At 56.1% G+C, this 19,099-nt stretch carries 18 protein-coding genes; 8 read left to right on the top strand and 10 right to left on the bottom strand.

Features of this window, described 5'->3' with window-relative positions:
* Positions 1 to 5: 5 nt before the first annotated feature.
* Positions 6 to 1,241: an extracellular solute-binding protein gene (locus tag ACQ3G7_RS02330; protein WP_430888685.1), complete on the bottom strand. Its 1,236-nt coding sequence runs from the start codon at positions 1,239 to 1,241 to the stop codon at positions 6 to 8.
* Positions 1,242 to 1,594: 353 nt separating this feature from the next.
* On the opposite strand from ACQ3G7_RS02330, the gene ACQ3G7_RS02325 reads away from it, so the two are divergent.
* From ACQ3G7_RS02325 to ACQ3G7_RS02310, 4 genes are all read left to right on the top strand, one after another.
* Positions 1,595 to 2,704: an ABC transporter ATP-binding protein gene (locus ACQ3G7_RS02325; protein WP_263100145.1), complete on the top strand. Its 1,110-nt coding sequence runs from the start codon at positions 1,595 to 1,597 to the stop codon at positions 2,702 to 2,704.
* Positions 2,705 to 2,843: 139 nt separating this feature from the next.
* Positions 2,844 to 3,857: a zinc-binding alcohol dehydrogenase family protein gene (locus tag ACQ3G7_RS02320; protein ID WP_430888684.1), complete on the top strand. Its 1,014-nt coding sequence runs from the start codon at positions 2,844 to 2,846 to the stop codon at positions 3,855 to 3,857.
* Between the two features lie 199 nt (positions 3,858 to 4,056).
* Positions 4,057 to 4,386: an RcnB family protein gene (locus ACQ3G7_RS02315; RefSeq protein ID WP_263100143.1), complete on the top strand. Its 330-nt coding sequence runs from the start codon at positions 4,057 to 4,059 to the stop codon at positions 4,384 to 4,386.
* A 13-nt stretch (positions 4,387 to 4,399) separates the two neighbouring features.
* Positions 4,400 to 4,828 (top strand): GNAT family N-acetyltransferase, encoded by a 429-nt coding sequence (locus ACQ3G7_RS02310; protein ID WP_430888683.1) that lies wholly within the window; start codon positions 4,400 to 4,402, stop codon positions 4,826 to 4,828.
* An 83-nt stretch (positions 4,829 to 4,911) separates the two neighbouring features.
* Here ACQ3G7_RS02310 and apbC read toward each other — a convergent pair whose 3' ends face one another.
* Positions 4,912 to 6,021 (bottom strand): iron-sulfur cluster carrier protein ApbC, encoded by a 1,110-nt coding sequence (gene apbC / locus ACQ3G7_RS02305; RefSeq protein WP_430888682.1) that lies wholly within the window; start codon positions 6,019 to 6,021, stop codon positions 4,912 to 4,914.
* Positions 6,022 to 6,185: 164 nt separating this feature from the next.
* Between apbC and metG the strand changes: the two genes are divergently transcribed.
* A complete protein-coding gene (metG, locus tag ACQ3G7_RS02300; RefSeq protein WP_430888892.1) occupies positions 6,186 to 8,219 on the top strand; it encodes a methionine--tRNA ligase in 2,034 nt (677 codons plus the stop codon).
* 70 nt (positions 8,220 to 8,289) lie between these two features.
* Positions 8,290 to 8,745 carry a YehR family lipoprotein gene (locus ACQ3G7_RS02295; protein WP_263100140.1) on the top strand — a complete coding sequence of 152 codons (456 nt, stop codon included), beginning with the start codon at positions 8,290 to 8,292 and terminating at the stop codon, positions 8,743 to 8,745.
* A gap of 87 nt (positions 8,746 to 8,832) precedes the next feature.
* Here the strand turns inward: ACQ3G7_RS02295 and ACQ3G7_RS02290 are convergent, their stop codons facing one another.
* The 3 genes from ACQ3G7_RS02290 to ACQ3G7_RS02280 are packed head-to-tail and all read right to left on the bottom strand — an operon-like array spanning position 8,833 to position 11,758.
* Complete coding sequence (locus ACQ3G7_RS02290; RefSeq protein WP_263100139.1) at positions 8,833 to 9,303, bottom strand: YehS family protein; 471 nt, start codon at positions 9,301 to 9,303, stop codon at positions 8,833 to 8,835.
* Positions 9,304 to 9,356: 53 nt separating this feature from the next.
* Positions 9,357 to 10,076, bottom strand: coding sequence for a two-component system response regulator BtsR (btsR, locus tag ACQ3G7_RS02285; RefSeq protein ID WP_061494030.1), 720 nt, complete (start codon positions 10,074 to 10,076; stop codon positions 9,357 to 9,359).
* Positions 10,070 to 11,758, bottom strand: coding sequence for a LytS/YhcK type 5TM receptor domain-containing protein (locus tag ACQ3G7_RS02280; RefSeq protein ID WP_430888681.1), 1,689 nt, complete (start codon positions 11,756 to 11,758; stop codon positions 10,070 to 10,072). The genes btsR and ACQ3G7_RS02280 overlap by 7 nt, the downstream gene beginning before the upstream one ends.
* Before the next feature lie 210 nt (positions 11,759 to 11,968).
* Between ACQ3G7_RS02280 and mlrA the strand changes: the two genes are divergently transcribed.
* On the top strand, positions 11,969 to 12,691 hold the full coding sequence (mlrA, locus tag ACQ3G7_RS02275) for an HTH-type transcriptional regulator MlrA (RefSeq protein WP_430888680.1): 723 nt from the start codon (positions 11,969 to 11,971) through the stop codon (positions 12,689 to 12,691).
* A 58-nt stretch (positions 12,692 to 12,749) separates the two neighbouring features.
* Entirely contained in the window at positions 12,750 to 12,863 is a 114-nt protein-coding gene (locus tag ACQ3G7_RS02270) for a protein YohO (protein WP_263100133.1), read from the top strand.
* Here ACQ3G7_RS02270 and ACQ3G7_RS02265 read toward each other — a convergent pair.
* The 5 genes from ACQ3G7_RS02265 to bglX form a co-directional block, all read right to left on the bottom strand.
* The gene (locus ACQ3G7_RS02265) at positions 12,838 to 13,575 is read right to left on the bottom strand and encodes an ABC transporter permease (RefSeq protein WP_430888679.1); all 738 of its coding nucleotides are present in this window, start codon (positions 13,573 to 13,575) and stop codon (positions 12,838 to 12,840) included. The genes ACQ3G7_RS02270 and ACQ3G7_RS02265 overlap by 26 nt on opposite strands.
* Positions 13,559 to 14,506: an ABC transporter ATP-binding protein gene (locus ACQ3G7_RS02260; RefSeq protein WP_430888678.1), complete on the bottom strand. Its 948-nt coding sequence runs from the start codon at positions 14,504 to 14,506 to the stop codon at positions 13,559 to 13,561. The genes ACQ3G7_RS02265 and ACQ3G7_RS02260 overlap by 17 nt, the downstream gene beginning before the upstream one ends.
* Entirely contained in the window at positions 14,503 to 15,654 is a 1,152-nt protein-coding gene (locus ACQ3G7_RS02255; protein ID WP_263100129.1) for an ABC transporter permease, read from the bottom strand. The genes ACQ3G7_RS02260 and ACQ3G7_RS02255 overlap by 4 nt, the downstream gene beginning before the upstream one ends.
* An 8-nt stretch (positions 15,655 to 15,662) precedes the next feature.
* On the bottom strand, positions 15,663 to 16,580 hold the full coding sequence (osmF, locus tag ACQ3G7_RS02250) for a glycine betaine ABC transporter substrate-binding protein OsmF (protein WP_430888677.1): 918 nt from the start codon (positions 16,578 to 16,580) through the stop codon (positions 15,663 to 15,665).
* 148 nt (positions 16,581 to 16,728) lie between these two features.
* Positions 16,729 to 19,026 carry a beta-glucosidase BglX gene (gene bglX, locus ACQ3G7_RS02245; protein WP_430888676.1) on the bottom strand — a complete coding sequence of 766 codons (2,298 nt, stop codon included), beginning with the start codon at positions 19,024 to 19,026 and terminating at the stop codon, positions 16,729 to 16,731.
* Between the last annotated feature and the right edge of the window lie 73 nt (positions 19,027 to 19,099).

The following is a 19,099-nucleotide window of genomic DNA, read 5'->3' as shown; positions in this document are numbered from 1 at the left end:
AGCGGTTACTGGTTACTGGCCTGCATGGCTTCGACTTGCATATGGATCTGTTTGGTCGCGGCATCGAGCGCGGCCTGCGGCGCTTGTTTGCCGGTAAGACTCAGCTCCAGCGCGGCGTTCGCCGGTCCCCACACTTCGCCCATTTCCGGGATGCCCGGCATTGCCGTCGCCCGCGCCGCCTGAACGGCAACCGCGCTAGCTTTCTCATCGTTTTTGATAACCGGATCGTCAATCATCGCTTTTTGCGCCGGGATCTCACGGGTGGCGATATAGCGGGTTTTCACGTACTGCGGCTGGTTAATAAATTCGAGAAATTGTTGGGCCAACGCTTTGTCTTTGCTCCAGGTGGAGACGACATAACCTTTCACGCCAAGGAAAGAGCTCATCGGTTTGCCGTCCGGCAGGTTGGGCAACGGCGCAACGCCGTAGTTAATGCCCGCAGCCTCATACGGCTGGAAAGCCCACGGGCCGTTAATGACCGCGGCGGCTTTTTTCTCGGTAAACAGGGAATCAATGGCGTTCAGGCCGTTATCACCGAGAATGCCCGATGGGAACACGCCCTCACTGTAGAATTTTTTCAGGAAGGTCACCGCTTCCACCGCGCCCGGTTTGTTCAGGCCGATATCCTGCGGGTTGTAGCCGCCTTTGTCGTTTTTACCGAACAGGTAACCGCCCATTGGACCGACCGCGCCCCAGCTGTAATAGATCTGGTCAAATTTCGCCAACAGGCCGTATTTATTCTGTTCACGCTGTTTTTTCGAGTAGTCGAGCCATTGCGTGAGGTTATCGAGCGGTTTGTCGATAAGCTCTTTGTTGTAAATCAGCACCAGCGTTTCCACGGCCTTGGGAACGCCGTATAAGGTGTTGTCCAGACGGAAGGCGTTAATGGACGCGGGCGTAAACGCGTCGGCTTTTTCTTTATCAAGAGTCAGGGGCGTCAGCAGCCCTTGCACCACTGCGCCGCCCAACTGGTCATTCGGGATCACCAGCACATCCGGACCGATACCGGCCGGGCCATCGAGGCGCAATTTTTCCAGTTGCTGTGCATAAGGCATCTCCTGCACGTTCACTTTAACGTCATACTTTTGTTCAAAATCGCGCACGGCATCCTGGATGCCGACCGATTTTTTGATGTCTTCCCAGACGTTAAGCTGCCGGGTCGCCGCCTGTGCCGGCAGGCTGATTGACTGCGCCACAGCGAACGCGGAGAGGATCAGTGCAGTAAGGGTGTTCTTTTTCATTATCAACCTCATGTCAAGGTATAACAATTTTGTGGTTTTTATTCCGCAATATCAGGCAACCCATCACAGAGATCACCTGATATTGCTGGGCTTTAAACGCATTCACGCGCCTTATTGAATTTGTTATACGCTACGCTTCACGACGAAATAAAACGAGAATTAACTGCGAGTTGTGTGACCGTCATTCCAGAAATGAAAATTCGATATAGGGTGCAAAAATGCTGGAAGTTATAGTCAGAGCATGAGTTTTAGCGGTTTACCGGCGTTATCGAAAAATTGTTATACGTAAAACAAAATGTTCGAAAACAGGCCTGAAGACCGCCCATCACGGCTACTAATTTTGGGGAACGTTGATGTCCAATATACAACTGAGGAATGTCACCAAACGGTTTGGCGACACAGTGACGCTGAACAATGTGAATCTGTCGATTGAAGATGGCGAGTTCGCCGTGTTTGTCGGCCCCTCCGGCTGTGGTAAGTCCACCATGCTGCGCATGATTGCCGGTCTGGAAGAGGTCAGCGAAGGCGAGGTGCTGATTGGCGACGAAGTGATGAACGACATCGCACCGGCTCACCGTGGGGTATCGATGGTGTTCCAGTCTTATGCTCTCTACCCGCATATGACGGTGGCGGAAAATATGGGCTACGGTCTGAAAGTGAATAAGGTGCCGAAAGAGGAGATCCGTCGCCAGGTGGAGATGGTGGCGAAAACCCTGCAACTGGGACATCTGCTGGACAGAAAACCGAAGCAGCTTTCTGGCGGCCAGCGCCAGCGCGTTGCCATTGGCCGCGCCATCGTGCGCAACCCACGGGTATTTATGTTCGATGAACCCTTGTCGAACCTCGATGCTGAACTGCGCGTGGAGATGCGTTTGCATATCGCCCGCCTGCATCAGGAGCTGAAAACCACCATGGTGTATGTGACCCATGACCAGGTGGAAGCGATGACGCTGGCAGACAAAATCGTGGTGATGAACTACGGCAATGTCGAGCAGATGGGTTCGCCGATGTCGCTGTACTACAACCCGAAAAACAAATTTGTCGCCGGATTCATCGGATCGCCAAAAATGAACTTCCTGCCTGCAACCGTCAATCACTGGCAGCCGGGAGAAGTGAGCGTAACGCTGGCGCAGGGGCATCAGTTAACCCTCGGGATCACCACCACGCCGCTGCAGGCGGGCGCAGCCGTTACGCTGGGCATCCGCCCGGAACATCTCTCGACGGACGTCACGCGCGGCACGCCACTGGCGTTTCAGTGTGAAGTGGTTGAGCGTCTGGGCAACAACACGTATCTGTTCGGTCAGTGCTATGGCCACGACAATATCAAGATCCTGCTGCCAGGCGATGTCCATTTCCGCCCATGGCAGCAAATTACGCTCGCCTTCGACAGCCAGCACTGCATGATTTTTGACGATCAGGATCAGCGCGTCAGCGCCGATATCCCGGTGCCCCATCATGATTAGCAGGTCGAACACGGTAAAGCCTACACCCTGATTTTCTCTTTTGGCGGATAAGTGCTGCTCCGTTTTGCGGGTTTTTCATCAGTAAGGGGTTGTCTACCCTTATCGGTATCAACAGAAACCCTGTGTTAACGGAGCATGTATGAAAGCTATCGCCATTACCCACGCTGCCCGGCACGGCAGCAACCTGGATTTCCTCACCGACATCGACCTGCCGCAACCTGAGGCCCACGGTCACGACCTGCTGATTGAAGTACGGGCCGTGTCCGTAAACCCGGTCGATACCAAAGTTCGCGCCAGTTTCAACGCCGATACGCCACGCGTACTGGGCTGGGACGCCGTGGGTGTGGTGAAAGCGGTGGGCGAGGCCGTGACCCTTTTTCAGCCAGGAGATGAAGTCTGGTACGCCGGAGCGCTGACCCGGCCGGGCAGTAATAGTGAATACCAACTGGTGGATGAACGTATTGCAGCGCTGAAACCGAAAACGCTGGATAACGCCTCAGCCGCCGCCCTGCCCTTAACTGCCATTACGGCCTGGGAGTTGCTGTTCGATCGTCTGGGCGTGCAGGAAAAGGGTAACGAAGGCGACGTGTTATTGATTGTTGGCGCGGCGGGCGGGGTCGGATCGATCCTTACGCAACTGGCGCGTAAGCTGACACGCCTGACGGTGATTGGCACCGCGTCGCGACCTGCCAGCCAGCAGTGGGTGAAAGCGCGCGGCGCGCATTATGTGATTGATCACAGCAAACCGCTGACGGAAGAGCTGGCACGTATTGGCGTCAAACAGGTTAGCCATGTCGCCAGCCTGACAAACACCGAGGATCACTACCAGCAATTGATTAACGCGCTGCAACCTCAGGGCAAGCTGGCGCTGATTGACGACCCGCAAAGCCTTGACGCGCTGCCGCTGAAAGTCAAAAGCATTTCACTGCACTGGGAGTTTATGTTCACCCGTTCCATGTTCACCACGGCGGACATCATTGCCCAGCATCAGTTGCTGACCCGCGTGGCAACGTTGATTGATGAGGGCGTGTTAAAAACCACCCTTGGCGAACACTTTGGCACGATTAACGCCGCAAACCTGCGTAAAGCCCATGCACTGCTCGAAAGCCAGCGGGCGGTGGGTAAAATCGTGCTGGAAGGCTTTGACAACTGATCCTTTGCCAGGATTATTCTCAAACGTTACAAGCGGATAGCGAAAACCGGTGTCCGCTTTTCCTGCTTTCTCCTGGGTTTGCTTACACTTTTTACCAAAGCGTTATTTTTTCGTGGTTGCTCAGTCGTCAGTTAACAGCAATGATGACCTGCTAATTTATGCAACTACGTGAAATGGATAAGAACAACCTGGAGAGAGTATGCGTAAAACAAAAATGATGCTTCTGGGCGCGCTGTTGGCAACCGCCAGTTCCGCATTTGCCGCACCGCAAACAGCCACTGCTACAGGGCCGCAATCGTACGAGATTAACGAATTCGTCGCTGACTTCACGAAATTCCACATTGGCGATGTGGTGCCGGAAATGTACCGCAGCCAGGAGTACAACATCAAACAGTGGCAGTTACGTAACCTGCCCGCCCCTGACGCTGGCAGCCACTGGACCTATATGGGCGGTAACTATGTGCTGATTACCGACGCTGACGGTAAAATTCTCAAAGCCTATAACGGCGACATCTTCTACCACCGCTAAGTAAGGAACGCCTGTGATTATCCGCCGCTGGCAGGAAAGCGATCGGCCGTTTTTACGCACCCTCTATCTGCGCGCCCGAAAAAACAGCTGGACGTGGCTCGATGCCAGTGCGTGGCGGCTGGAAGAATTCGATGCCGTCACCCTTGGTGAAGCGATTTGGGTGGCGGAAGAGGAAGGTCACCGGATGGGATTCGCCTCGGTCTACGAGAACGATAATTTCCTGCACAATCTTTTTGTGGATCCGGACTTTCAGGGAAAAGGCGTGGGTAGCGCGTTACTCACGCATGCGCAGTCAACGTTTACCCACACCGGGGCGCTGAAGTGTTTGTCGCTTAACGAAGGGGCGCTGAAATTCTATCAGCGCCACGGCTGGCATGTCGAAGCACAGGGCGTCTCACCGCAAGGGGACTATTTGCTGATGCACTATGTGCTGACGCGGTGATCGCCGCCGGATAGATTTACCCTGCCTGCACCTGATGTGTATCTCCAGGCCTGATGTGCGTCGCGCCATCAGGCCTCTATTTTTTACACGGCGCGGAAAGCGATATCGCCAGGGATCACTTCACCCTGCCAGTACAACTGTGCGGCAACGCGCCCGGCAAGCTGGCGGTACAGCGCGGTGAACTCGCTGTCCGGGCGGCTGACCACCGTCGGCGTGCCTTTGTCGAGATCTTCACGCAACGTGATGTGCAGCGGCAACTGGCCTAACAGCTGCGTATGGTATTGCTGTGCCAGCTTCTCTGCGCCGCCGGTGCCGAAAATCGGCTCATGGTGACCGCAGTGACTGCAAATATGCACGCTCATGTTTTCCACGATGCCCAACACCGGCACCTCGACCTTCTCAAACATGACGATGCCTTTTTTGGCATCAATCAGCGCGATATCCTGCGGCGTGGTCACCACCAGCGCACCCGTCACCGGAATGTTCTGCGCCAGCGTCAACTGGATGTCGCCAGTACCTGGCGGCATATCCAGCACCAGATAGTCCAGATCCGGCCACATGGACTCCTGCAACAGTTGCAGCAGCGCCTTGCTGGCCATCGGGCCGCGCCAGACCATGGCGTTATCGTCGGTCACCAGATAACCGATCGAGTTGGTCGCCAGCCCGTGCGCCATGATCGGCGCCATATGCGTACCGTCTGGCGAAGTGGGGCGCTGATCTTCCGCACCCAGCATCACCGGAATGGACGGCCCGTAAATATCGGCGTCGAGGATACCGACTTTCGCCCCTTCCGCCGCCAGCGCCAGCGCCAGGTTAACCGCCGTCGACGACTTCCCTACCCCACCTTTGCCAGAACTGACGGCAATGATGTTCTTCACACCGTTAACGCCCGGCTGATTTTTCACGCGTTTTAAGGTGGCGATGTTGTAAGAGAGTTTCCAGTCGATGGCGTGCGCACCGGTAATGCGCAGCAGCTCCGCGCTACATTGCGCCTGCAATTCGCCAAACGCGCTGCGCCAGACAAACGGCATAACCAGCTCGATATGCAGGGTCTCATCCAGCCAGGCGACATGGTGCAGCGCTTTCAGCGCGGTGAGATTGTGCTTCAGGGTTGGGTGCTGAAAATTAGCCAGCGTCCCGGCGACCATCGCACGCAAGGCTTCCGGGGATTTGGCCTGGGATTGCGAACTCATCCCGACTCCTTTGTAGTTGTTCTGAAAACGACATTGTAGCTACCCAGTTTACCCTGGGGGTAATAATTATTCATTTACGGATAAATGCCCTTATCGCTTGGCGCAGTAATTCCCCTTTTGGTACTATCGATACCCCTTTTTCTCAAGAAGATGTAATGCCTACTATGACTCAAGTCGCGAAGAAAATTCTGGTAACGTGCGCATTGCCGTACGCCAACGGCTCCATCCACCTCGGCCATATGCTGGAGCACATCCAGGCTGATGTCTGGGTCCGTTACCAGCGAATGCGCGGCCATCAGGTCAATTTCATCTGCGCGGACGATGCGCACGGTACGCCGATCATGCTGAAAGCACAGCAGCTTGGCATCACGCCGGAGCAGATGATTGCCGAAATGAGTCAGGAGCATCAGACCGATTTCGCTGGCTTCGACATCAGCTACGACAACTATCACTCCACGCACAGCGACGAGAACCGCGAGCTGTCGGAGCTGATTTACACGCGCCTGAAAGAGAACGGTTTTATTAAAAACCGCATCATCTCTCAGCTTTACGATCCGGAAAAAGGCATGTTCCTGCCGGACCGTTTTGTGAAAGGTACCTGCCCGAAATGTAAATCTCCGGATCAGTACGGCGATAACTGCGAAGTGTGTGGCGCGACCTACAGCCCGACCGAGCTTATCGAACCGAAATCCGTGGTCTCCGGCGCTACCCCGGTGATGCGTGACTCTGAACACTTCTTCTTTGATCTGCCCTCGTTCAGCGAAATGCTGCAGGCATGGACCCGCAGCGGCGCGCTGCAGGAGCAAGTGGCGAACAAAATGCAGGAGTGGTTCGAATCCGGCCTGCAACAGTGGGATATCTCCCGCGATGCGCCCTACTTCGGTTTCGAAATCCCGAATGCACCGGGCAAATATTTCTACGTCTGGCTGGACGCGCCAATCGGCTACATGGGATCGTTCAAAAACCTGTGCGACAAACGCGGTGACACCACCAGCTTTGACGAGTACTGGAAAAAAGAGTCCGACGCCGAGCTGTATCACTTTATCGGTAAAGACATCGTTTATTTCCACAGCCTGTTCTGGCCTGCGATGCTGGAAGGCAGCGGTTTCCGTAAACCGACCAACCTGTTCGTCCACGGTTATGTGACGGTGAATGGCGCGAAGATGTCCAAATCCCGCGGCACCTTTATCAAAGCCAGCACCTGGCTGAACCACTTCGATGCCGACAGCCTGCGCTACTACTACACCGCGAAGCTCTCGTCACGCATTGATGATATTGACCTGAACCTGGAAGATTTTATCCAGCGCGTGAACGCCGATATCGTTAACAAAGTGGTGAACCTCGCCTCCCGTAACGCTGGCTTTATCGCCAAGCGTTTTGACGGCGTGCTGGCGGCTGAACTGGCGGATCCGCAACTGTACAAAACCTTTACCGATGCCGCAGCCACCATTGGCGAAGCATGGGAAAGTCGCGAGTTTGGTAAAGCGGTGCGCGAAATTATGGCGCTGGCGGATGTGGCGAACCGTTATGTCGATGAGCAGGCTCCGTGGGTGGTGGCAAAACAGGAAGGCCGCGATGCCGACCTGCAGGCCATCTGCTCAATGGGCATCAACCTGTTCCGCGTGTTGCTGACTTACCTGAAGCCGGTACTGCCGTCGCTGGCGGAGCGTGCGGAAGCGTTCCTGAACACCACGCTGGAGTGGGATGCCATTGCCCAGCCGCTGCTGAGCCACAAAGTGAATGCGTTTAAAGCACTGTATAACCGCATTGAGATGAAACAGGTGGAAGCACTGGTGGAAGCCTCTAAAGAGGAAGTGAAAGCGGCTGCCGCTCCGGCGACCGGCGAACTGGCGGATAACCCAATTCAGGAGACCATCAGTTTTGATGATTTCGCCAAAGTCGATCTGCGCGTAGCGCTGATTGAGAACGCCGAATTCGTTGAAGGCTCCGATAAGCTGTTGCGCCTGACGCTGGATCTGGACGGTGAAAAACGCAATGTCTTCTCCGGTATTCGCTCTGCGTACCCGGACCCGGCTGCGCTGATTGGTCGCCTGACGGTGATGGTCGCCAACCTCGCTCCGCGTAAAATGCGCTTTGGCATCTCCGAAGGAATGGTGATGGCAGCAGGTCCTGGCGGGAAAGATATCTTCCTGTTAAGCCCGGACAGCGGCGCAAAAGCAGGCCAGCAGGTCAAATAAGTCAAAAAGGCGCTGATATCAGCGCCTTTTTTCTATACTGAACAGACTCAATGAGACACAGGGGAACATCGTGAAATTCAGTCAACTTATTGCTGCACTCTTTTCTGTCGCGTTGCTGCTCGGCCTGAGTGGTTGTGAGGAAAAAGAGCAGAGTAAATCCTTTCAGTGGTCCGGGCAGGGTACAGAAATGACGCTGACCTATTACTATAAAGATGACAAAGTCCTGCGCCAGACGGCAAACAATAAGTTTGACTACGCCGCCGTCGGTGTGAAAAGCAAAGAAGAGGCAAAAAGCATCCTCGGCCCTGTCAGCCAGAAATACCAGAACATAAAAGGCATCACGGAAAAGGTGGATTACCAGGACACCTACGCGCTGGAAACGCTGAATGTGGATTACAGCACGGTGAATTTTGCCGATTTGAACGCCCTGCAGGGTGCGGAATTCACCGGCGAGGTGAAAGACGGCATCAGCATGAAAAAGTCAGAAGCGTTGTTGAAAGCGCGCGGCTTTAAAGAGGTGAAATAAGCGGCATTGCCCGATGACGCTCACAGGGCCTGCAACAGGTGCCTGCGCAGGCCGGATAAGGCTCAGCCGCTATCCGGCCTGTTTGCGTTAATTCTGTGGCTTTTGCCCTTTCGCCGCCAGGCCGCGCAGGAAGTAGCGCAAAAACTGGTCGCCGCATTCGCGGAAATTCTTATGCTCCGGCGCGCGCATCATGGCGGTGATTTCCGGCATCGAGACGCGGAATTGCTGTGCAGTGAGGATCGCCAGAATATCGTCTGTCTTTAATGAAAACGCGATGCGCAGCTTCTTCAGCACGATATTGTTATTCAGCTTACGCTCGGCAACCAGCGGTGGCGCACTCTCATCCTTCCCGCGTTTTTCGTAGATTAGGCCGTTCAGAAAAGCGGACAACACAATATCCGGACACGGTTGATAACCCGCTTCGTCCTCTTTGCGCAGCCAGGGGGCTAACTGTTCGACGGTGACGGGCGTGTCCGCCAGCGCCAGGATCCGCACCAGTGCAGCATTGTCCACTTGCAGGGTGTAACGCAGGCTGCGCAGGATATCGTTATTAAGCATGTTGTTTCCCGGAAATGATGAACCAGCGCGCAGTTTAGGCATCGCGCAGGAATTTACAACCCCAGCGCCTCTTTTAAATTTTTCAGATAGCGGCGACTTACCGGCACCGTCAGGCCATCGCGCAGCAATAATTCCGCCTGCCCGTTATCTTCAAGACGAATTTCTTTCAGGTGCGCCAGATTCACCAGATACTGACGATGACAGCGGATCAGCGGCGTACGGCTCTCCAGCGTGCGCAAAGTCAGCTCGGTAAACCCCTCTTTGCCTTCATGGCTGGTCACATACACCCCGCTCATCCGGCTGCTGACAAACGCCACCTCCTCCATCTGTAACAGCCAGATGCGGCTATGCCCGGTGCAGGGAATAAACTTCAGCGCGTCCTGATTTTCCGGCAATACGGAAACATCCTGTTCATTACGCTCCTGGCGCAGACGGGTGAGCGTTTTCTCCAGCCGGCGCGCTTCGATGGGTTTGAGCAGATAATCAAACGCGTGCTCTTCAAAGGCCTGCACCGCGTATTCATCAAAGGCGGTCAGAAACACCACATAAGGCCGGTTTTCCGGATCCAGCATGCCGACCATTTCCAGCCCGCTGATGCGCGGCATCTGAATATCCAGAAACAGGACGTCCGGGCGCAGCTTATGCACCGCGCCAATCGCTTCAACCGCATTGCTGCACTCGCCAACAATCTCTATATCACTCTCTTCCTGGAGCAGAATACGCAGGTTTTCCCGGGCCAGCGGTTCGTCATCAACAATCAGCACTTTTAACATGCGTGTTCCTCCAGCGGGAGTCGTAAGGTAATGCGGGTAAAGATGTCCGGCTCACAGGCGATAGTTATCCCGCACTCGTTACCGTAACGGGCGCGTAAGCGCTTATCCACCAGGCTCATGCCCAACCCACTGGCGTCGCCCTTCGGCTGGTACAAACCCGCGTTATCTTCAATCGCCAGCAGCAGATGTTGCCCTTCGAGACTGGCGTTGATTGAGATTTCGCCGACGCCAAGCAGTTGTGAAGTGCCGTGTTTGATGGCGTTTTCCACGATCGGTTGCAGGGTAAAGGCGGGCAGATGCAGATGCGCGAGCGTTTCGGGCACGTGCAACTGCACCTGTAAACGCGACTGGAAACGCGCTTTTTCAATTTGCAGATACGCGTTCACATGCTCGATTTCGTCCGCCAGCGTGACAATCTCCGATGGCCGCTTCAGGTTTTTGCGAAAAAAGGTCGACAGATACTGCACCAGCAACCCGGCCTGATCGCTATCGCGGCGGATCACCGCCTTCAGCGTATTCAGCGCGTTAAATAAGAAATGCGGGTTAACCTGTGCGTGCAGCAGTTTGATTTCTGACTGGGTAAGCAGCGCTTTCTGACGTTCATACTGCCCGGCCAGGATCTGCGCCGACAACAACTGGGCAATACCTTCCCCTAACGTGCGGTTGATGGAGCTGAAGAGACGATTCTTCGCCTCATACAATTTAATGGTGCCCACCACGCGCTGGTTCTCACCGCGCAAGGGGATCACCAGCGTCGAGCCTAATTTGCAGTGGGGGTGCAGCGAGCAGCGGTACGGCACTTCGTTACCGTCGGCATAAACCACCTCCCCTGTCTCGATCGCGCGTTGCGTCCACACCGAGGAGATTGGCCGCCCGGGCAGATGGTGATCGTCACCGATGCCGGTAAACGCCAGCAATTTTTCGCGATCGGTGATCGCCACTGCGCCGATTTCCAGCTCTTTATACAGCACCTGCGCCACTTTCATGCTGTTCACTTCATTAAAGCCCTGGCGCAAAAAACCTTCTGTTGAGGCGGCGACTTTCAACGCAGTGGCGGAAAATGCCGAGGTGTATTTTTCAAACATGGCGCGCTTATCCAACAGGATGCGCATAAACAGCGCGGCGCCCACGGTATTGGTCACCATCATCGGCGCGGCGATGCTCTGCACCAGGTGCAGCGCGCTGTCGAACGGCCGGGCAATCAACAGAATAATCAGCATCTGTATCAGCTCCGCCACGCAGGTCACCGCACCTGCGGTAAACGGGCTAAACACCAGATCGGTGCGCCCGCGCTTGATCAGAATGCTGTGCATCAGGCCGCCGAGCAGCCCTTCAACAAAGGTAGAGATCATACAGCTGAGCGCCGTCATGCCGCCCATCGAGTAGCGATGCAGACCGCCGGTTAACCCCACCAGGCCGCCAACCAGCGGGCCGCCGAGCAGACCGCCCATCACCGCGCCAATCGCACGGGTATTGGCGATAGAGTCTTCAATGTGCAGACCAAAATAGGTGCCGAGAATGCAAAAAATGGAGAAGGTGACATAGCACAACAGCTTGTGCGGCAGACGTACCGTGACCTGCATCAGCGGAATAAACAGACGCGTTTTGCTCATCAGCCAGGCGATGACTAAAAACACGCACATTTGCTGGAGCAGTAACAACACCAGATTGAACTCGTACATACCCGCCAAACCACATCAACCGAAAGCGCGTAACATACAGGGAGTCGCTGCGCGTTTCTTTGAAGCTTTCCAAAAAAATGCCAAATCGTGCTCAATATCACAAAGTCATCCAACGGAATAAACCCATAACGCAAATTTTCAACCCCAAGCCCGGCCGCGATAAACAGCAGCTACAGTTAGTGTGGGGAGAGTGCAGGCAAAGGTGAAACCATGGCGCTTTACACGATCGGCGAAGTGGCAGTGTTGTGTGATATTAACCCCGTGACGCTGCGCGCCTGGCAGCGGCGATACGGATTATTAAAACCCCAACGCACGGATGGCGGGCACCGTCTGTTTACTGACGCGGATATTGACCGTATCCGGGAAATCCAACGCTGGATAGACACCGGCGTCCAGGTCAGTAAAGTACGCTCACTGCTGTATAACGAAACGGAAGAGGCACATAACGGCTGGCGCGCCCAGCAGGAAACCGGGCTGCACTATTTGCAGGAGGGCAACCTTAACCGGCTGCATGTATGGATCAAAGAGCGCGCCCGCGACTACCCCGCCCGGACGCTAAACACCTGGCTGTTCGCTCCGTTACGCCGCCGTCTGCAAAGCGCACAACCCGCATTGCTGGGTCTGCTGGATGGCGCGCTGATCAACCATATCTCCGTTTGTCTGGCATCGGCGCGGAAAAAAAACGATAAACACGCGCTGGTGATCGGCTGGAATATTCAGGACACCACACAGCTGTGGCTGGAGGGCTGGATGGCAAGCCAACAGGGCTGGCGGGTGGATGTGCTGCCCCATTCACTGCCGCAGGTACGCCCGGAGATGTTCGAGGGCCAGACATTGTTAGTCTGGTGCGGCGAGACGCCATCCGCCACGCAGCAGCAACAGCTACTGGCATGGCGCGACGCCGGTCATACGGTCTACCTTCTCGGTATTTAATGTTTTATCAACAACCCGGCTCCCTTTATACTACGCGTCTTAACAAAAGGAGCAAAAAATGAAGCCTGGTAAAATTCTCGTCATCACCCTTTTTCTGCTGATGGCGATCGGCGGGATCAGCGGCGTGATGCTGGCGGGTTATTCGTTTATTGTACGTGGCGGTGCCGGTTAAGCAGGCTCGCCAGCCGCTCGAACCCTCTGTCGACAATCACCGCCGCCAGCGCGACCAGCACGGCGCCTTGCACGACGTACGCCGTGTTAAACCCGCTCAGCCCGATAATGATCGGCGTACCGAGCGTGCTGGCTCCCACCGTTGAGGCAATGGTCGCGGTGCCGATATTAATGATCACCGACGTTCTCACCCCGGCAATGATCACCGGCGCCGCCAGCGGTAACTCCACCTTCCACAAACGCTGCGCGCCGCTCATGCCCATGCCCTGCGCCACGCTTTGCACACCGTCGGGAACGGCGGCAATGCCTGCCAGCGTGCCCTGCAAAATCGGCAGTACGCCATACAGCACCAGCGCAATGATCGCCGGTTCTTTGCCAAAGCCCATGACCGGCACCGCAATGGCCAGCACCGCCACGGGCGGGAAGGTTTGCCCTACCGCCGCGATGGTCTCCGCCAGTGGGCGAAACTCACGCCCGGCCGGGCGCGTCACCGCGACAGCCACCCCAACGCCCATCACAATGGCGATCACGCTCGAGACCGCCACCAGCGAGAAATGTGCGGCGGTAAGCGCCAGAAAACTCTCCTGCAAATAGACCGGACGCGGCAACTGCGGGAACAGCGCGCTAAATATCCCGGCGCTGTGTGGTAACCAGAGCAGCAACGCAACAAACAACGCCACCAGCCATAACAACGGATCACGCAGGTACGTCACCGGAGGCCTCCACACGCAGCAGATCGCGAAAATGCAGCGTACCGCAGTGTTGCCCCTGCGCATCGCAGACGGGTAACACATCGCACTGCCGGGCAACAAAGGCCGACAACGCCTCGCGCAGTGACATATCGTCACGCAGCGGTTCACCGTCCACCGGCGGCTCGTGTCGCAAATAGTCGCGCACCTGGCGTAGCGACAACAGGCGCACGCCCAGCTCGCTGCGACCAAAGAATTCACGCACAAAATCGTTACGCGGCGCGGTCAGCATGTCCAGCGGCGTCCCCTGCTGCACCACTTCGCCGTTATCCATTAACACCAGATGATCGGCCAGTTGCAGCGCCTCATCAATGTCATGGGTCACCAACACGATGGTGCGCCCAAGCAGACGGTGAATCCGCACCATCTCCTGTTGTAAGGCCGCGCGCGTCACCGGATCCAACGCGCCAAACGGCTCGTCCATTAATAACACTTCCGGATCCGCCGCCAGCGCTCTGGCCACACCGACCCGCTGCTGTTGCCCGCCGGAAAGCTGATGCGGGAAACGTTCGCGCAACGACGGCTCCAGCCCCAGCAGCGCCATCAGCTCATCCACGCGGGCATTACTTTTGCTCCGCGACCATTTTTGCAAATGCAGCACGGTGGCGATGTTTTGCGCCACCGTCCAGTGCGGAAACAGGCCAATCGACTGAATGGCGTACCCCATACGGCGGCGAAGCGTAAGAACAGGCTGCTGGCGAATATCCTCTCCGGCAAACAGAATGGTTCCTTCGTCGTGCTCCACCAGCCGGTTAATCATCTTCAGCGTGGTGGACTTTCCTGAACCCGAAGTGCCAATCAGCACGGAAAACGCACCGGTTTTAAAGTGCAAATTAAGATGGCTCACCGCCCGCTGCCCGGCGAAAATTTTACTGACGTTGTTAAACTCAATCATGGCTGTTTCACCTTCAGCAGCGCTAACCCTAATCCGAACAACGCATCCACGACAACCGCCAGTGCAATCACCGGAATAACCCCCAGTAGCACCAGATCCAGCGCACTGCTCAGCAGCCCCTGGAAAACCAGCGCGCCAAACCCGCCTGCGCCAATCAACGCGGCGATCACCGCCATTCCCACAGTCTGCACAGAGACCACCCTCATGCTACGCAGCAACAGCGGCAACGCCAGCGGCACGCGCACATGCCAGAAGCGCTGGCGGGCGCTCATGCCCATTGCACTGGCGCTTTCCAGCACCTCTTGCGGCACCTGGTTCAGCCCCGCCACCACACCGCGCACCATCGGCAACAGCGCATAGAGAATCAGTGCAATCAGGGCGGGGGTCATGCCCGTTCCGGCAATACCGAAACGCGACAACCACGGGAAATGCAGCACCAGCCCGGCGAGCGGCGCAATCAGCAGACCAAACAGCGCGACTGAGGGAACAGTCTGGATAACATTGAGGATGGCGAACACCGGCCCCTGGCGCAGCGGGTGGCGGTAGCACCACAAACCAATGGCAAAGCCGATCGCCAGCGCAGGCAACAGCGTGCCCAGCAGCAGCGTCAGGTGTTGTGCCAGTGCATCGTTGAACACATCCTGGCGGTTCGCGTATTCACGCAGCAGTGAGAGATTATCCAGCTCGCCGCTGAGCAGCAGAAAAAGCGGTAGCGCCCAAATCTGAGCATGCAGCAGCCAGCGCCAGACCGGATGCGCGGCAAAACGTCGAATGGCGTCGCTACAGACCAGCAACGCCAGCGCCAGCCACAGCCACAACCCGCTGCCGGGCGAGGTGCGGGCCAGCGCACTGCCGTTTTGCGCAAGATCCGTCGCCGCGCGGCCTGCGCTCCAGACCAGCAGCCAGACCAGCACTTCCGCCAACAGCAGCGTCGCTATCTGCGCGCCCCGCCCCGGCACAAAACTGAATACCAGCAGCAGGCACGGCAGCAGCAACCACAGCGCCGAAAAAAGCTGCCACAATGCACGACTTTCGCCGGAGACCAGACGGTTGGGCGCATAGTTAATAAACGGCAGCCCGGTCGCCGCCAGCGCCAGTATCCCCAACAGCAACAGCACGCGGTTATGGCAGCGTAATGATCCCTCCATCACGCGGCTTATTTCACCAGGCCTTTTTCTTTCAGATAATCCGCTGCCACTTTCTTCGCATCCAGCCCTTCAACGGCAATGCTGGCGTTCAGTTTTTGCAGTGTTTTCTCATCCAGGCTGGCAAAAACAGGCTTCAGCCACGCATCCAGTTGCGGATACGCTTTCAGTACGGCTTCGCGCACGACCGGTGTCGGGGCATAGATGGGCTGCACGCCTTTCGGATCGCTCAGCGTTTGCAGCCCCAGTGCCGCAACCGGACCGTCGGTGCCGTACGCCATTGCCGCATTCACTCCGGACGTTTGCTGGGCTGCCGCTTTAATCGTCACCGCCGTATCGCCACCGGCCAGCGACAACAGTTGATCCTGCTTGAGGGTGAAGTTGTAGGCTTTTTCAAACGCAGGTAGCGCATCGGTACGCTCAATAAATTCCGCCGACGCCGCCAGTTTGAATACACCGCCCGCTTTCAGGTAGCGGCTGAGATCCTCAAGGGAAGTGAGGTTATTTTTCTGCGCCACATCCTGGCGCACCGCAATGGTCCAGGTGTTGTTGGCAGGCGCAGGCGTCAGCCATACCAGCTTGTTCTGCTCAGCATCGAGCTTTTTCACTTTCTCGTAGCCCTGCTGCGCGTTTTTCCACGCGCTGTCGTTCTCATCTTTGAAGAAAAACGCGCCGTTACCGGTGTACTCCGGGTAGATATCCAGCGCACCTGAGGTGATCGCCCCGCGGACCACCGGCGTGGTGCCAAGCTGGACTTTATTGACTGTTTTTACGCCATGACTTTCCAGTACCTGCAAAATGATATTGCCCAGCAGCGCGCCTTCGGTATCGATTTTAGAACCGACTTTAATGGGCTCCGCCGCCTGCAAAGGTAAGCTCACGCTGGCTATCAGCGCCAGTGAACAGGCAATCTTCTTCGTGATTGTCATTGTCTTTTCCTCAGTTTTACTGCCTTTTTCAGCAGTTTGAGAAAAAAGCGTAGCTGAAAAATAGCGGCTTTGTCGCGTTAACAATTTAAACGATAAAGGAATAAGGTATAGCGAAGACAATCGGGCCGGTTTCCCGGCCCGAAAGGGATTAGCGGAGTTCGAACTCACCCTGTTTAACACGGGCGGAGTCAACGCCGATAAAGACATTAAATTTGCCAGGTTCCGCGTCGTATTTCATGCGCTGGTTCCAGAACTTCAGCGCGTCAACATCAATCGGGAAGCTGACGGTTTTGGTTTCACCCGGTTTCAGGTTCACCTTGTCAAAACCACGCAGTTGTTTCACCGGGCGGCTCATGGAGGCTGTCACATCCTGCACATACATTTGCAGCACGGTTTGACCTTCACGTTTACCGGTGTTCGTCACCTGCACGCTGGCCGTTACTTTGCCGCTGCGCGTCAGAGTCGGCGCAGACATTTTCACATCGGAAACGCTAAAGGTGGTGTAACTCAGACCATAACCAAACGGATACAGCGGGCCGTTGGCTTCGTCGAAGTAACGGGAGGTGTATTTGTTTGGCTTATCGGCATCGTACGGACGACCGGTATTGAGGTGGCTGTAATAGACCGGGATCTGCCCGACCGAGCGCGGGAAGGACATGGGCAACTTCCCGGACGGGTTGTAATCGCCAAACAGCACATCAGCAATCGCGTTACCACCTTCCGTACCGGCAAACCAGGTTTCGAGGATCGCATCCGCTTGCTGATCTTCTTTGACCAGCGCCAGCGGGCGACCATTCATCAGCACCAGCACCAGCGGTTTACCGGTGGCTTTCAGCGCGGCGATCAAATCTTTCTGACTCTGCGGAATGGTGATATCGGTGCGGCTGGAGGCTTCATGCGCCATCCCCTGCGCTTCACCCACAACAGCCACCACGACATCCGATTTCTGCGCTGCCGCCACGGCTTCATCGATCATTGCTTTCGGCGAACGGGGGTCGACCGCCACTGCCGGTTCATACAAATTAAGGAAGTTAACAATGTCTTTGTCGTTGGTAATGTTCGCGCCTTTGGCGTAAACCACGTTGCCTTTGCCCGCCAGCGCATTACGGATGCCGGTGAGCACGGTAACGGATTGATCGGCCACGCCTGCCGCAGACCAGCTTCCCATTGAGTCACGCTTGCTGTCCGCCAGCGGCCCAATCACCGCCACGGTACCGGACTTTTTCAGCGGCAGAGTGTCGAGGCGGTTTTTCAACAGCACCAGACTTTCCCGCGTCACTTCACGCGCTTCTTTACGATGTAAACGGCTCTCAGCATTGGTGTCTTGCGGATCGCTCTCTTTCGGGCCGAGGTGGCTGTAGGGATCGTTAAACAACCCCATATCGTATTTCACGTTCAGTACATGGCGGGTCGCATCATCCAACTCCGCCATGGTCACTTTGCCGGATTTTACCAGCCCAGGCAGATACTTGCTGTAGTACTCATCGCTCATGCTCATATTGATGCCGGACTTCAGCGCCACGCGCACGGCGTCTTCCGGATCGGCAGCGGTGCCGTGTTTAATCAGCTCTTTGATTGCGCCGTGGTCGGAAATGGTGATGCCCTTAAAGCCCCACTCATCGCGCAGCAGATCTTTCAGCAGCCAGGCGTCCGAAGAAGCTGGCGTGCCGTTGAGCGAGTTAAGCGCCACCATCACCCCGCCGCTGCCGGCATCCAGCGCCGCTTTATAGGGGGGCATATAGTCGTTGAACAGACGCTGCGGGCTCATGTCCACGGTGTTGTACTCTTTGCCGCCTTCCACTGCGCCATACGCCGCGAAGTGCTTGACGCTGGTCATCACCGAGTAGCGGTCCGCCGGGCTTTTGCCCTGCATCGCTTCGACCATCGTGCGACCCATGGTTTCCGTCAGATAAGTATCTTCACCGAACCCTTCGGAGACGCGCCCCCAGCGCGGATCGCGGGAAACGTCCACCATCGGCGCCCAGGTCATGTTCAGGCCGTCATCAGCGGCTTCATAGGCCGACACCCGGCCAACGGTTCTCACCGCTTCAAGGTTAAAACTGGAGGCCAGACCGAGGCTAATCGGGAACACGGTGCGCTGACCGTGAACCACATCGTAGGCGAAAAAGAGTGGAATTTTCAGACGGCTAAGCTGCAGCGCCTGATCCTGCATGGCGCGGATATCCTGGCGGGTGACGGTGTTAAAAATGGCGCCAACCTGGCTCACTTTGATCATGTCGCGAATCGCCTCTTTTGGGTTATCCGGACCAACGCTAATCAGGCGTAGCTGACCAATTTTTTCATCAACAGTCATTTTTTTGAGCAAGTCGGTGACAAACGCATCCCTTGCTTCCGGCGTCAGCGGATGGTTGCCAAACATCTCATCCGCCAGTGCGGGTTGCAGCGCAAGGCTCACGGCGACACCTACAGAACATAGCCATTTCATGTCGTTTTACTCTCTTGTATTTTCACCCAAAACCGCGGAGCGGGCCGCGAAAGCACGCAGTGTGACATAATCC

The organism is Kosakonia sp. N21 (genome assembly GCF_050587465.1).
Classification (GTDB): domain Bacteria; phylum Pseudomonadota; class Gammaproteobacteria; order Enterobacterales; family Enterobacteriaceae.
The sequence above is the reverse complement of the archived record's forward strand: the minus strand, read 5'-3'. Positions and strand labels throughout refer to the sequence as shown.